The sequence below is a fragment of the Oceanobacillus sp. FSL W7-1293 genome (assembly GCF_037969815.1).
Taxonomy (GTDB): Bacteria; Bacillota; Bacilli; order Bacillales; family Amphibacillaceae; genus Oceanobacillus; species Oceanobacillus oncorhynchi.
The window spans coordinates 2,277,229-2,292,249 of sequence record NZ_CP150212.1; the positions used below are offsets into that span (position 1 = coordinate 2,277,229).

At 40.0% G+C, this 15,021-nt stretch carries 10 protein-coding genes and 1 riboswitch; all 10 genes read left to right on the top strand.

All coding sequences use genetic code 11. From position 1 onward, the window contains the following. The first annotated feature begins 53 nt into the window (after positions 1-53). The gene (locus MKY65_RS11180; RefSeq protein ID WP_339184830.1) at positions 54-1,427 is read left to right on the top strand and encodes an LLM class flavin-dependent oxidoreductase; all 1,374 of its coding nucleotides are present in this window, start codon (positions 54-56) and stop codon (positions 1,425-1,427) included. Between the two features lie 48 nt (positions 1,428-1,475). Beyond that, the gene (locus tag MKY65_RS11185) at positions 1,476-2,987 is read left to right on the top strand and encodes a sodium:pantothenate symporter (protein ID WP_339184832.1); all 1,512 of its coding nucleotides are present in this window, start codon (positions 1,476-1,478) and stop codon (positions 2,985-2,987) included. Between the two features lie 508 nt (positions 2,988-3,495). Beyond that, positions 3,496-7,134, top strand: coding sequence for a dynamin family protein (locus MKY65_RS11190; protein WP_339184833.1), 3,639 nt, complete (start codon positions 3,496-3,498; stop codon positions 7,132-7,134). Next, positions 7,131-8,027 (top strand): 5'-3' exonuclease, encoded by an 897-nt coding sequence (locus MKY65_RS11195; RefSeq protein ID WP_339184834.1) that lies wholly within the window; start codon positions 7,131-7,133, stop codon positions 8,025-8,027. Before MKY65_RS11190 ends, MKY65_RS11195 begins: the two co-directional genes overlap by 4 nt. A gap of 300 nt (positions 8,028-8,327) precedes the next feature. Next, positions 8,328-8,753 carry a PH domain-containing protein gene (locus tag MKY65_RS11200; protein WP_042533832.1) on the top strand — a complete coding sequence of 142 codons (426 nt, stop codon included), beginning with the start codon at positions 8,328-8,330 and terminating at the stop codon, positions 8,751-8,753. Between the two features lie 3 nt (positions 8,754-8,756). Further along, positions 8,757-9,683 (top strand): cysteine synthase A, encoded by a 927-nt coding sequence (gene cysK, locus MKY65_RS11205; protein WP_339184836.1) that lies wholly within the window; start codon positions 8,757-8,759, stop codon positions 9,681-9,683. A gap of 190 nt (positions 9,684-9,873) precedes the next feature. Further along, positions 9,874-10,054: riboswitch (Lysine riboswitch) on the top strand. Between the two features lie 239 nt (positions 10,055-10,293). Next, on the top strand, positions 10,294-11,175 hold the full coding sequence (gene dapA / locus MKY65_RS11210; protein WP_339184837.1) for a 4-hydroxy-tetrahydrodipicolinate synthase: 882 nt from the start codon (positions 10,294-10,296) through the stop codon (positions 11,173-11,175). A 171-nt stretch (positions 11,176-11,346) separates the two neighbouring features. Further along, positions 11,347-12,573, top strand: coding sequence for a DUF819 family protein (locus tag MKY65_RS11215; protein ID WP_339184839.1), 1,227 nt, complete (start codon positions 11,347-11,349; stop codon positions 12,571-12,573). Between the two features lie 267 nt (positions 12,574-12,840). Beyond that, positions 12,841-13,935 carry a CAP domain-containing protein gene (locus MKY65_RS11220; protein WP_339185217.1) on the top strand — a complete coding sequence of 365 codons (1,095 nt, stop codon included), beginning with the start codon at positions 12,841-12,843 and terminating at the stop codon, positions 13,933-13,935. A gap of 410 nt (positions 13,936-14,345) precedes the next feature. Further along, positions 14,346-14,852 (top strand): DUF3189 family protein, encoded by a 507-nt coding sequence (locus MKY65_RS11225; RefSeq protein WP_339184841.1) that lies wholly within the window; start codon positions 14,346-14,348, stop codon positions 14,850-14,852. Positions 14,853-15,021: the final 169 nt, after the last annotated feature.

Consider the following 15,021-nt stretch of genomic DNA (forward strand, 5'->3'; position numbering starts at 1 on the left):
TTTGGTGAAGCGGTCAAGATGAAAATTTATGAGAAAAGGAGTTTATCGAAACGATGACTAAACAAATTCACCTGAATGGATTTATTCAAAATTCACCTTCCCCTCACTCGACAGGATTATGGAAGCATGAAAAGGACGAGGGGACAAAACATAATGACCTGTCATATTGGACAGAAACAGCAAAAATCCTGGAACGCGGAAAATTTGATGCCATGTTTATTGCCGATGTGCTTGGAACCTACAGTGTATATGGAAATAGTCATGAAGCAGCTGTCCGGCATGCTGTGCAGCTTCCGGCTCATGACCCGTTGATTCCGATTTCTGCGATGGCTGCTGTAACTGAAAATCTCGGCTTTGCGCCAACTATTTCTGCTACATATGCACAACCATACGCGCTGGCAAGGCAGCTATCAACATTAGATCATTTAACGAATGGAAGGGTTGCCTGGAATGTGGTGACTTCTTATTTAGAAAGTGAGGCAGTCAATCTGGGTCTTTCCAGCCGTCTTCCTAAAGAACAGCGTTATGACCGAGCAGATGAATTTCTTGAAGTTGTCTATAAGCTTTGGGAGCACAGCTGGGAAGACGATGCTGTTGTTTATGATGGTGCGAATGATACATTTGCACATCCGGACAAAGTTCGATTGATCGATCATGAAGGTGAATTTTTCAAAGTTCCTGGTCCACATTTGGTTGAACCTTCTCCGCAGCGTACTCCTGTTTTATTCCAGGCGGGAGCTTCACCAAAAGGAAGAGATTTTGCAGCCAAACATGCAGAGGCGGTTTTCACCAAAAATCATTCGCTGGATGCATTAAAGGCCTATGTTGCAGATATTCGGAAACGAACACAGGAACAGGGAAGAGACCAGCGGGATATATTTGTTTTTCCAATGATTTTGCCAATCATTGGAGCAACGGAGGAAGAAGCGCTGGCGAAATATAAAGATTTAACGGATCATGTCAGCTATGAAGGTACTGCATCTCTTCTTTCCGGACATACAGGAATCGATTTTTCAAAATATGATCCGGATCAGTATATTGAAGATATACAGACAGAAGCAGTGCAAGGAAATCTGGATATGTATACAAAAGATCCGAATAAGAAATGGACATTGTGGGAAGCGGTCAAAAATCATGGACTCGGTAATGGTACAGTGAAATTTATCGGGACGCCTGAACAAATCGCGGATCGAATGGAAGAATGGGCAGTTGAAGGTGATGTCGATGGATTCAATATCGCGCAGACATACTCTCCAGATACATTTCGGGAATTTGTGGATCTAGTTGTTCCTGAATTGCAAAAACGAGGCATTTACCGGACTGAATATGAAGGAAAGACACTCAGAGAAAATATGTTTGGAAAAGGAAATCCCCATTTGCCCGATAACCATCCTGCGAGAAAGCTTGGCAGTTTACAGCAAAGATAACGGGGAAGCAAATTCCCCGGTTTACTCGTATGTGTAAGGAGGTCAGAGATGAGTACAATTATGCTGTATACATGGATTGGTTTTGCAATATTTCTAGCTGTTATGCTGATCCTTGGTTACATAAGTGCTAAAAAAACGAAAAACATCAGTGATTTCGCTACAGGCGGCGGAAGTCTGGGGCCCTATGTGCTGGGGTTGTCTTTTGCCGCTACTTATTTAAGTGCAGCAACATTTCTGGGTTACCCCGGCTGGACTCATGACTGGGGACTGTCCAATCTCTGGCTGTTTTTAGCGATGATCGGCGGCGGGCCGATAGGAGTGCTGATGGTAGCCAAAAAGGTCAGGAAGCTGAATACAAAACAAAAGTCCCTTTCCCTGCCGGATTGGCTTGGCGACTTCTATAATAGTGATATTTTAAGAGTAGGGACTGGGCTGATTTTACTGTTTAACATTTTTTATATAGCAGCTCAGTTTGTAGCAGGAGCAAGAATTTTTGAGTATCTTTTAGGGATGTCCTATACAAGCGGATTGATATTCATCGCAGCCATTGTTGTTCTGTATGTATATGCCGGAGGAGCATTTGCTGATATTTATACAGACGCTGTCCAAGCGGTTATGATGGCAATTGCAGGTTTAGCTATATTTATTTCCGGAATTATTATTTTCTGGGAAGGAAGTGTTACAGCAACATTTACTGGCATTACGGACAATCTCAGTGCTCAGAATGGGAATCTAGTCCGTGTATTTAACCCTGATTCGCTTCATTTCTATTCGTTTGGGGCAATTTCTGGCGCTATTATTATTCAGTGGGCCTTTGCTTCTGCACCGCATTTGTTCAATAAAGTACTTGGTCTGAAGCATGAAAGAGACATGGGAAAAATGATTGTAACCTATGTTATTACCGCTGTCTTTTGTCTGCTTGTTCTTTTCGGAGGATTATACAGCAGAACAGCGCTTGGCGATAATGTCGTGGCCGCTGACTTAGCATTAATGGAATATGTCGTTTGGGCCTTTCCGGCAATTTTTGTAGCTCTTTTTGGAATCGTTATTCTTGCTGCTGCCATGTCCACAACGGACGGGATATTTGTTTCCATTTCTACCGTATTTGCCAATGATATTTTCTTGAAATTCCTCGTGAAAAAGAAAATTATCAATATAAGCAATGAGAGGGCGCAGAAAATTGCGCTGAAAATCAGCCGTCTGGCTGTTCCGCTGGTGGGCTTGATCGCCTTTTTAATTGTATTGAGGCCGCCCGCATATATGGGCGATGTGATGTGGATTGGAATTTCCGGTATTGCTGCAGGAACGATGGGACCGATTTTACATGCTATTTACAGCAAGAAAAAAGCACCTGCGAGAGCGGCAGAGCTGTCGATGGCAGCCGGGTTATTTTCCTACCTTATTATTTACTTTACTGGTATTATTCCAAGCACCATGTCAGCTGGCGCGGCAGCAACTTTTATTGGTATAGCAACGATTACGATTCTGGCAAAGATATTGAAAGACCCTTCTTTACCTGAAGAGAAAGAAGCAGAAAAAAATCAAGTCCGGGCAAATTAAAGAGAGGGTGAGTGTGGATGTTTGTTAATCCGATGCTTTCCATATGGCTTTACGGATTTATCATTTGTCTTATTATCATCGGTTTCTCCCTTTGGAAAGGCTATTTTAAAAAATAAGATAACCGGAACATGCTGTTAAATGATAAAGTAATAGATTGATAACCCCCTGCACGCAGGGGGTTATTCATATGTTATGCTGTTTTTGTGCTTTTTTTCAGCAGCGGCGTACTAAGCTGACAGCATTGAGACCTGCGATTACTCGGTCTATTAAAACCGTTGCTGTGATTACTTGCCCCATCGAAGGGCTTTAGTAAGACACCCGTTTGAGGGATAAAGAAGGCTTGACAGTTTCGCTTTATCAGAATCTGATTAGCATCTAGAAATCAAAACAAATATTGCGTATAATGAAGGTGTTATGTAAAGTACTTGAACGATTCTATAAAGACAGGAAGAAACGTCATAGACGCTAAAAGTAGATATGAATAAGTTGAAAAAAGGGGTAAAGGCTTGTGATCACGTATATGGAAAAAAGAGTAACAGAACAACAAATTGCATTCCTCTATAATGAAATGAAAAGCAAGGGAGATCAGGTAAATGCAGATAAGATGCTTGATATCTTGGAAAAATACGTTAACCAGGAGTTTATTATCACCTTAACAGGTCATTTTTCTGCGGGGAAGTCTTCTTTAATCAATCATTTATTAGGGGAAGAAATTTTAGCGAACAGTCCGATTCCTACCAGTGCGAATGTTGTAAAAATCTCATCTGGAGAGGGCACTGTCAGTGTGTTTTATCACAATGGAGACGTGGTAGAATATCATGAACCGTACAATCTGGAGCAAATCAAGCAGTTCGCCACCAATAAAAATGATATTAAAAAAATGCATATCAGCACAGGTGATGACATTTTGCCGCCCTATACGGCTATTTTAGATACGCCGGGAATCGATGCTGCAGATGACGTGGACCGGATGCTGACAGAAGCTTCTCTTCATTTATCCGATTATCTTATTTATGTAACGGATTATAACCATGTGCAATCCGAAGTGAATCTATTATTTTTACAGGCAATGCAGGAAAATGAGCTGCCATTTATGATTGTTATCAACCAGATAGATAAGCATAATGAAGCAGAATTGCCTTTTGTCGAATTTGATAAAAAAATTAAACAAACGTTTGATCAATGGAATCTGCACCCTTCTTCCATTTTCTACACATCTCTTAAAAATCCGGAAGCACCGCACAATGAGTGGTCAGAGCTGAAAGATACCGTGTTTCATATGCTGCAATCGAAGCATGAGTATATGACGATGGAGGCGAGCATTCGACAAATTGTGCGTGATCATAAAGAAAAGGTGCATCGGGAAATATCGAATCAGAAAGCATCCCTGGATGACGTTGATGAAGCATCGTTGGCTCAGAAAATAGAAAGCTTAACAAACGAAATTGAAAATCTGGAGCAGCAGCCGGAAAAGATAGCAGCCGGTTTTTTAACGGAGGTGGATCAGACTGCGAAAAATGCTTATCTGATGCCAGCTGATTTAAGAGAGCTTGCGAAGGAATATTTAGAATCTGTACAGCCTGATTTTAAGGTCGGCGGGTTATTCACTAGCAGCAAAAAAACAAAAGAAGCTAAATTAGAACGAAAACAAAATTTCATGGAAGCTTTAGAAAAGAATGTCGAGACAACATTAAAATGGAAGCTTCGTGATAAGTGGTATGAGTATATTGAAAGCAATCAGCTCGATTCTTCCTATCAGGAAAAAGGAGTTTCTTTCCTGGAATGGACGTTAAGTGAAGAGCTGCTGGAAAATAATTTGCGTAAAGGAGCTACGATAAACGGCGACTATGTTTTAAATTATACAAATGAAATTGCAGCCAGTTTAAAATCATATTTTAAGAAACAGATGAGACAGCTGGCTAATGAAGTGAAAAAAGAACTTGAAAATAAAAATGAGAGTAAATTAAATGAGTTAAAACAAGCATTGGAGGAATGGCAGAAGAAAGCGTCAGAACGAGAGGCTAATCAGACGCTTGATAAGGAAAAGGCAGCTTATTTCAACCATTTAGATGAGGCGGAAGAACACCCGGAAGTGCCGGCAGAAATTATTACGGAAATGAAGGAGGAGCTGGAAGCCCGCCAAGTGATTCCAGAGCAGGGTACAGCTGCTTTGGAAATATCTAATGAGGAAATACCGGCAGATAAGCCTGAAGAGGAACAAGAAGCCTTAGAGAAAGAGAAGGAATGGCATGATAATACAGCTCAGGATGTCGTCGATGATATTGATCATGTATTACAGCTGATTCAATTGCCGGGCTTCGAAAGCTACCAGCAGGATTTAAAGAAACGAAAAATTTCTCTGACAGAGCGTTCCTATACGATTGCTTTATTTGGTGCCTTCAGTGCCGGGAAATCATCCTTTGCCAATGCCATTCTTGGGGAACGTGTCTTGCCGGTTTCCCCGAATCCGACAACCGCTGCGGTCAATCGGATTCGTCCGGTTACCAGTGAAAATCAGCACCGGGATGTTATTGTAACCTTTAAATCCGAGGAAATGCTGGCCGACGATATTCAAACACTGGCAAAAGAATGTGAACCGCCGGAAGCTTCTCTGGACGAGCTGATTACATGGCTGAAAACAGAAAAAGTACTGACAGATACGCGTTTGCCAAAAATGTATCAGGCATATTTACGTGCCATGCTGGAAGGGTATGTAGAGGCAAAACCGGCAATTGGTGCCTCGAAAAAAATAACCTTCGATGATTTTGAGTCGTATGTGACAGATGAAGAAAAAGCGTGTTATATTGCATCGATGGATCTTTTTTATGATTGTGAAGTGACAAGACAGGGAATTACGCTTGTGGACACGCCGGGGGCGGATTCGATCAATGCCAGACATACCAATGTATCCTTTGAATATATCAAGCATGCGGATGCTATTTTATATGTTACCTATTATAATCATGCTTTATCTCGTGCAGATAAAGATTTTCTGATGCAGCTGGGGCGTGTAAAGGATGTATTTGAACTGGATAAAATGTTCTTCATCGTCAATGCCGCAGACCTTGCCAGCAATCCGGCAGAATTAAATATGGTAACCACTTATGTTAAAGAACAATTAGCGCAATTGGGAATTCGTTTTCCGCGTCTTTACCCAGTTTCCAGCAAGCTTTCTTTGGCAGAAAAAACAGCCCAGAAGACCTTGAACGAACAGATGCAGGCTTTTGAAACACGGTTCTATGACTTTATTCACCATGATTTAACTGCCCTTGCGAAAAGAGCTGCAATCAGCGATATCGAACGTTCCGGGGAGGCATTGGACCAATTTATCCAATCCTTAAAACTGGATCAATCTGCAAAAACGAAACGGAAAGAAACATTAGAGAATGCGTATCAGCAACTTGTTCAACATGTAGAAAAACGGGATATCTCTTCGACCGAAAATCGCTGGCATCAGAAATTAGAAAAGCAAACGTACTTTTTGAATGGACGTTTTACCATCCGTTTCCATGACCTGTTTAAAGAAATTTATAACCCGACAACCATTACAGAGTCTGGAAAAACGGGACGGGAACAGCTCACAAAGCAATTTGAACAGCTGGTTCAGTACATGGAATCTGAATTGCATCAGGAATTATTAGCGATTTCTTTACGGATAGAACAGCTGTTAAAAAGCTTATTAAAAACCAATCAGCAAGAAATGATTGAGGAAGCAAAAAAACTGGATCCGGTTTTTTCCATTTCGGATTGGGATATGGCGGCTTTTGACACACCGGATATAACGATAAAACTATCGATCAACAAGCAGAATGAGCTGCAAAAATTATTTGCTAAGTTTAAAGATACGAAAACCTTCTTTGTTCAGAATCAAAAAGAAGAAATCAAAGAACAGCTTTATACAATTATTGAACCAAACATCCTGGCATTTGTAGAAGAAGGCGGGAGGTTAATTCAGTCTTCTTACCAAGCGCAGTGGGATAAAGGAATAGAACAGGAAAAAACAACGCTTGTACATGAAGCGGATGTCCTTTATCAGCAATTTATTGACCGTCTGTTTGTAGAGGTGGATATGGATTATTTAATGAAAACGAAACAACAGATGGATGTTATCCTGACTGTATACAGAGAGGAAGGAAATGAAGCATGACAACAAAAAAAGTTTTATTAGTAGATGGCATGGCGCTCCTGTTTAGGGGCTTCTTCGCCACTTCTTTCCGCGGAAATTTTATGTATAATTCAAAAGGAGTTCCGACAAACGGAGTTTATCAGTTTTTACGTTATTTAACAGATGCTATTCATACATTTGAGCCGTCTCATGTGGTTTGCTGCTGGGACATGGGGAGCAAAACCTTCCGCACAGAAATGTATAACGGCTATAAAGCCAATCGGGATGAGCCGCCGGTGGAACTGATTCCGCAGTTTGATTTAGTAAAAGAAGTAGTAGAATCCTTTGATATTCCTAATATCGGTTTAGAAAACTTTGAAGCGGATGATTGCATGGGGACGCTTGCCAATATGTATAATCCGGAAAATGACGTGTTTATTCTGTCAGGAGATCAGGATTTGCTGCAATTAGTCAAGGAGAATATCCGCGTAATTATTATGCGGAAAGGCCAGGGGAACTATGAAGTCTTTGATAAAGATAACTTCTATGAGAAAAAAGCACTTACTCCTGCGCAAATTATAGATTTAAAAGGGTTAATGGGAGACTCCTCGGATAATTATCCAGGGGTAAAAGGAATCGGAGAAAAAACAGCCTTGAAATTATTACAGGAATTCGGAACCATTGATGAATTAGTAAATAATATAGAAAAGCTTCCAAAAGGGGTGCAAAATAAATTACAGACAGATATGGATATGCTCTATTTATCCCGGACGCTTGCCGAGATTAAATGTGACGTGCCAATTAGCTGTGATTTAGAGGATTCTAAATGGAATTTTAAAGAAGAGAAAGTGACATCAGCACTAGATAAGCTGGAATGGAAGCATGTAGACCGGTTACTGGCACCTATAAAGGATCAAACATCTATATCGTTTTAATTTATCTTCAGAATGAAATGGGGGGTATCTTGTATACCTGTTAGGGGTACGGTGGATACCCCTCTTTTCGCTGTTTTTATAATTCTTGTTTGAAAAAGAATATTCACAGCCTGTAAGCATATATAGATTGTTCAAGGGAGCAAAAAACATGTTGTTCTTAATAAAGAACTAATGTGGAGTCAGTATAAGTTTTCCTTATTGTTAAATAATTAGCAGAAACGGATTGCTGAAGTTTGGTATAAAGTCATACAAAAGCTATAATAAAAGAAGGAATATTGTTCGAATGAATGGGGGAATTGAATGTATTTTAAATCAAAGAAGGATAAATGGATGGCGATCGTTCTCTGGGCTATTGTGATTAGCGGGGTGCTCATTCCCCTATTCAGGGGCCAGGTAATCAATGTAGCGATTATGCTGCTGTTATGCGGTATATTGCTCTGGTTCTGGTTCCGCACGGGGTATAAAATTGATAGAGACCGGTTAATTGTTTATTATGGCCCTATCCGGCAAACGATTTATATAGAAAATATGGAATTGATTCTTCAATCTAAGATGCCGCTAATTGCACCGGCATTATCATTGGACCGTATCCAGATTCGAAGCGGAAAATATGATCTGATAGCTATTTCGCCCAAGGATAAGCTTGCTTTTGTAGAAGAATTGGCGAAGTTAAATCCAAATATTTCAGTAGATAAACGTTTATTAAAGGATGAGGAAGGAGAATAAAGAATGAGAGTAGCGGATAATATTACAGAGCTCGTGGGAGATACTCCTATGATAACACTAAATAAACTGCAGCCTGAAAATGCTGCAAAGATATATGTGAAACTGGAAATGTTTAATCCAAGCGGCAGTGTGAAGGACCGGGCTGCAGTGCATATGATTCATATTGCTGAGCAGGAAGGACTGATAAAGGCCGGAGATACGATTATTGAGCCGACAAGCGGAAATACAGGAATCGGATTGGCCATGGCTGCCTCTGCAAAGGGATATCAGGCGATTCTGGTAATGCCGGATAATAGTACGCAGGAAAGACGAAATCTTTTGAAAGCATATGGAGCCAAGGTAGTTTTAACGCCAAGCAGTGAAAAAATGCCGGGTGCTATTCAAAAAGCATTAGAATTGCAACAAGAAATACCAAACAGTTTTATTCCACAGCAATTTAAAAATATAGCAAATCCGGATGCGCATCGTAATACAACAGCTTTGGAGATTTTAAATGATTTGAATCATCAATTGGATGCGTTTGTTTGTACTGCGGGTACAGGAGGAACTGTAACAGGTACAGGAGAATCGCTAAGATCTTATATTCCGGATTTGCATATTGCAGTTGTGGAGCCTAAAGGTTCTCCTGTACTATCCGGCGGAGAGCCTGGTTCGCATAAATTGGTGGGAACGAGTCCGGGTTTTGTGCCTGAAATCTTAAACACATCGGTTTATGATGAAATCATTCAGATCAATGATGAGCAGGCATTAAGTTTGTTAAAAGAGCTTGCCCAGAAGGAAGGCTTGTTCCTCGGACCGTCTGGAGCAGCAGCTGTTTATGCAGCCACAGAAGTCGCCAAGCGTCTGAATCCTGAGCAAAAGGTGGTTTGTATCGCACCTGACACCGGAGAAAGATACCTGTCCATGGACTTTCTGCAAGAGGAAGAATAGAGGGGCGGGGGAATCACCTATTTTTTTATTTTGCATAGTTTACCAGTAAAGAAGCTTCATCATGATTTTTTAACACCATGGAGGATGCGCACGCTGTAAAGCTTTTTTGGCTCTTTTGAAAAAACCTCTATTTTTCAATTGTGTTTCTCTGTTATTCTTGCTATAATACAGACAAATTCATTATTCATAGGTGAACGGTAGAGGTGCAAAAACCATTAGTAAATATGCTGAGACAGAATAGGCTGACGATGAAGCATATGGAAAGGGGAATTTGCCGAAGTATAATAAGCCTTATTCTTATTATACTGGTACTGGGATTAAATAAATCCAGTGCTGTCATATAGGAAACTATGTGGAGGGCTATCAGCTGAGAGGACATTAAGTGTTTAAGCAGCAGCGGTCTCCGTTGGTGCTTTTTATTTTGTGGAAATAGTTTAAGTAATGCATGGTGATAAGAAAAAAGGAATCAGGAAAAATGGAAATAAACAATAACAGGGATTCTGCTTATCTTTATTACTTTCCACCCTCTAGTTTTTTTGGCACTTTACTCCGGTGCTATCCGTCTATTTTTCATCAAAGAATGTTGATATTATATAAAGGGTGTGTTGTTATGAATTTTGGAAAAGTGGTTACGGCGATGGTAACGCCATTTAACGAACAGCAGGAAATTGATTACGAGGCATTAGATCAGTTAATCGAGCATCTTATCGAAAACGGTTCAGACGGATTGGTGGTAGCTGGAACAACTGGAGAGTCACCGACTTTATCAGATGAAGAAAAACTGGCATTATTTTCACATACGGTACAAAAAGTAAATGGAAGAATTTCAGTAATTGCGGGCACCGGGTCTAATCAGACGAAAGGGTCTATTGCGTTATCACAAGCAGCTGAAAAAACTGGTGTGGATGCGATTATGCTTGTAACGCCTTATTATAATAAACCTTCTCAGGACGGTTTATATGAGCATTTTAAAACAGTGGCTGATTCCGTTCAGCTGCCGGTCATGCTATATAATGTGCCTGGCAGAACTTCTGTTGATTTGGCAGCAGAAACCGTTATTCGTTTGTCAGCGGTTGATAATATTGTGGCAATCAAAGATGCAAGCGGCAATATGGATAAGATAACTGAAATGGCGGCCCAAACAGATGCAAGCTTTTCTGTATACAGCGGGGAAGACGCTTTGACCCTTCCGTCTCTTGCAGTTGGAGCTATAGGCATTGTTTCGGTTTCCGGGCATGTTATCGGCAATGAAATGCAAGAAATGATTGCTGCATATGAGCAGGGAGCCGTGAAAAAAGCTGCTTCGATTCATCAGCGAATCCTGCCGGTCATGCAGGAAATGTTTGCGGCACCGAGTCCAGCTCCTGTAAAAGCAGCATTAAATCGGAATGGTGTCCATGTCGGCGGCGTCCGCTTGCCGCTGCTTCCATTAAATGATGAGCAGCTGCAAGCGTTGAACCATAAACTAGCGTTATTAGAGCAAGTGAAATAATCCTGTTGAAAACCTCTCTGACAATGGTTAGAGAGGTTTTTTGACGGGAATTTTTCGGCAGCATGATAAGCTAATTTCAAAAAACACTCCACAATACCTAACAAATGTTTAAAATGAAGTGGTAAAATATGATATATATCAACTTGAAAAAAGAGAAGGGGCGGGGAGTGGATGAAAGAAACATTGATTCAAGCAGATGACAGCATTACGCTTTGGGGAATTATCATTATCTGGGCATCTGTCAGTATTTTTTTAGAACAGCGTTACAGCTGGGCTTCCAAGGTGACAGGGGCAATCATCGCATTAGTCGGGGCGATGGCTTTATCCAACTTCGGAATTATTCCAACAGAGTCACCGGTATATGACGCAGTTTGGTCTGTTATTGTACCATTAGCCATACCGCTTTTGTTATTTCACGTTAACCTTAAAAAAATATGGAAGGAAAGCAGCAGATTGTTGCTAATTTTCCTGTTGAGCTCCATTGGTACGGTTGCCGGAACGATTATCGCATTTTTTACTTTACGGAATCACATACCTCTGTTAGATCAATTGAGCGGTATTTTTAGTGCTACATATATTGGGGGAGGCGTAAATTTTGCGGCAATGGCTGCTAAATTCGAAACACCTGGAGAAATTATTTCTGCAGCGGTTGTTGCGGATAATTTAATGATGGCTCTGCTGTTTATTATACTTATGATAATACCTGTTCTTCATTTTATCCGTAAACGTTATCCGACACCACATATTGATGAGGTAGAAAAGAACCAGCTGGCTGATGATGAGAAAACATTGGCAGAAAGTTTCTGGAAAAGGAAAGAAGTTTCTTTGAAGGACATGGCGCTTTCGATTGGAACAGCTTTTCTATTAGTTATAGTTTCCTTAAAAATTGCCGAATTTTTTGCCGGGATTATTCCAAGTGGGGAAGAGGCTTCTTTCTTCAATAACCTGTTGAATGGAATTATCGGAGATCAGTATTTAGTATTAACGACCCTTACTTTTGTCGCTTTAGCTGTATTTCCAAACTATTTCTCAGGGTTAAATGGCAGCCAGGAAATAGGGACATATCTGATTCACATCTTTTTTGTCGTAATCGGAATACCAGCTTCTATCGCCCTTATTATTCAAACGGCACCATTACTGCTTGTATTTGCATTTATTATTGTGGCGATTAATTTAATGCTGTCTCTTGTTTTCGGGAAATTATTCCGGATGAGTTTAGAAGAAATCCTGCTGGCAAGCAATGCAAACATCGGCGGGCCGACGACGGCCGCGGCATTTGCGATTGCGAAGGGCTGGAGACAATTAGTCGGTCCGATATTAATCGTTGGAACATTAGGTTATATTATTGGGAACTATGTTGGAACTTTCCTTGCTGTATGGTTTGGCACCTTGATGTAGGGCGGCTAAAAATCTGCTTCTGTCATAATTACAGAAGCAGATTTTTTTATTTATGTTGATGTATATCTGAATAAAAAAGGTTTAGATTTGTTGAAAGTAATTTGGAGATAGTATAATTTATATAAGTCAGCGAGCTGACGATTTTTTTAGGATTAGCCAAGGCTAATTTCGTAAAGAATAGAATAGCAGCGGTAATCCTTCTGCTGCATTAAAGTATTTATAAAGGTTGGGATAGCTATTTTCAAGCGATTATTATTATTGCTGTTTATGATTCTGTTAGCCATTTGGACAAGACCTTTATGGGAAGACCCGGTCCGCGATGCCATCCCCGATGCTGTCAGTGATACGTTTTCCTCTGCAAGCGATTTTGTTTCAGAAGCGATAGATAATGACTTTTACTTCCGACAAGTAGCAGATGAAGCAACTTCTTTTTTTCAATCCTTTACTGATTCTGAAACAGACACCTCGTATGAACAAGTGGAAACACCGGAGCTCACTACCCCGGAGGAACAATCATTCTCCGTTGGCAATATAGAGATAGGCGACACTAGAGAACAAGTGGAAGAAATGTATGGTGAAGCTAAGCGGCAAAGTGAGAATGAGTATGGAGTGGAATGGTTCACATATCATGAAAACTATCAAAACTTTATGATGGTTGCTTATGATGAACAGGAAATGGTGCGTGGACTCTTTACTAATCAGGATTTACTATCCTCTCAGCAGGGTATTGCCCTGGGAGACCCCAAGTCGTTTGTAAACGAGACATTAGGGGAGCCGGAAGAAATGATCCGTAATGGCTGGTTTAATTATAAAATTGAAAGCGAAGGCGAATATGATGTATATCATATGGAAGGGACCTACGCAACCATTTTTTATGACCTGCATGAATCAGAAGAAGTAACGGCAATTCAGTTAATAGATGAGGATATGGAATCTGCTAAAAGCACCCTTTATACACCTGGCAGTGAGGCTCTAAAAGAAGGCTTGGAGTATCAATTATTTGATTTGACCAATGCAACTCGCGTAAAGCATGAGCTGTCTATTTTAGAATGGGATGAAGCAGTAAGAGAAACAGCGAGAAAGCATAGTACAGATATGGCTGCTAATCAATTTTTCAGCCATACCAATTTAGAAGGACAATCTCCTTTTGACCGGATGAAGGAAGATGATATTTCATTCTTAAGTGCAGGGGAGAACCTTGCATATGGGCAATTCAGCAGTGTTTTTGCGCATCAGGGATTATTGAATTCGGAGGGGCATCGAGAAAATATTTTACATGGAGATTTCAGCCATTTAGGAATTGGCGTGGACTTTAATGAAAGTGATCAGCCGTTTTATACAGAGAATTTTTTCAATAACTAATGGGGATGATTAAGTAAGTGCTTGTATCCATATGTATCTTTAAAAATCAATTGCGTAATCAAAAAGAAGGAATGCTTTCATTAAGAAAAACCAAGAACACCACTTAATCTTTTAAACATCGGTGTTATTTGGAATTTGAATTATACGAAATCTTAAGCAAATCAATACATTTATTTAATGGGGTGAATGGTTATACGTCCATCCTCTTTTTATATGACCAGAGAATAAGCCATTTTGTTTTTCGAATGTTTGTTTAGGTATGTAATATGTATTCTTTTTTGGATTTAGATAATAATAAAGCTTGATTATCCATAACAGGAAAGTATTTCAAAACGGAGAGAACAAAATTAGAAAAGCAAGCATGCAGATTTCAATTGATTACGCGGTATTTCGGAAAGGAGAGAAGTAATTTGATTTATATATACAATGATTATGGAGGCACGCACACCACTTCACTTACAGCAGCCTATCATTTAAAAAAACTACCTTCAAATCGAAAGCTGACCAAGGATGAGATACAAAGCGTCAGGTATTTTAATAAATTAACGAAGCATGACCTCGGTAAGCTTATTTTTCATGGTATCGATGAAGACAATAATCCGGTATACACTATTGGAAGAAGAAATAGTAAATATGTTGTGCCGGCAATACAAGAGTTTGCTGCTTTGTTACAAGAAAGAAATCAGCTAAGTGAAAAGGTTATTATTTCTAATACCTCTCCTACTGTACCATTTGTAATGTCTGTTGGTGGTTTCTTAGCAAGAGGGTTAAATATTAATTTCTTAGGCGAACCTTTACTGGTTGCCGGCGCGAAGCAATGTTGTGAAAAAATTGACCGATTAGTAGAGGAAACCAAAAAAATGAGCCATTCCATGACTGCCAAAGTGATTGTGCTGGAAAACAAAAAATTTCATTGATTTATTCCGTAAGCAGCTGTCCAAGCTCCCTGACAGCATGAAAAAAGAAAGATAAGTAAAGTATTAGGGATAAGCTGCGTTTTCCAAAATAAAAAAGAACCATTTTCTAACGAACAGCCCAAGCTATCAGATTTCTACCTCTGATAGCTTGGGCTGTTTTTAAAAAGTG

What these genes read in the sequence shown, in the direction of transcription:
- MKY65_RS11180 (WP_339184830.1), top strand. Translation starts at nt 54, where the DNA reads ATGACTAAACAAATTCACCTGAATGGATTTATTCAAAATTCACCTTCC.
- MKY65_RS11185 (WP_339184832.1), top strand. Translation starts at nt 1,476, where the DNA reads ATGAGTACAATTATGCTGTATACATGGATTGGTTTTGCAATATTTCTA.
- MKY65_RS11195 (WP_339184834.1), top strand. Translation starts at nt 7,131, where the DNA reads ATGACAACAAAAAAAGTTTTATTAGTAGATGGCATGGCGCTCCTGTTT.
- MKY65_RS11200 (WP_042533832.1), top strand. Translation starts at nt 8,328, where the DNA reads ATGTATTTTAAATCAAAGAAGGATAAATGGATGGCGATCGTTCTCTGG.
- cysK (WP_339184836.1), top strand. Translation starts at nt 8,757, where the DNA reads ATGAGAGTAGCGGATAATATTACAGAGCTCGTGGGAGATACTCCTATG.
- dapA (WP_339184837.1), top strand. Translation starts at nt 10,294, where the DNA reads ATGAATTTTGGAAAAGTGGTTACGGCGATGGTAACGCCATTTAACGAA.
- MKY65_RS11215 (WP_339184839.1), top strand. Translation starts at nt 11,347, where the DNA reads ATGAAAGAAACATTGATTCAAGCAGATGACAGCATTACGCTTTGGGGA.
- MKY65_RS11220 (WP_339185217.1), top strand. Translation starts at nt 12,841, where the DNA reads ATGATTCTGTTAGCCATTTGGACAAGACCTTTATGGGAAGACCCGGTC.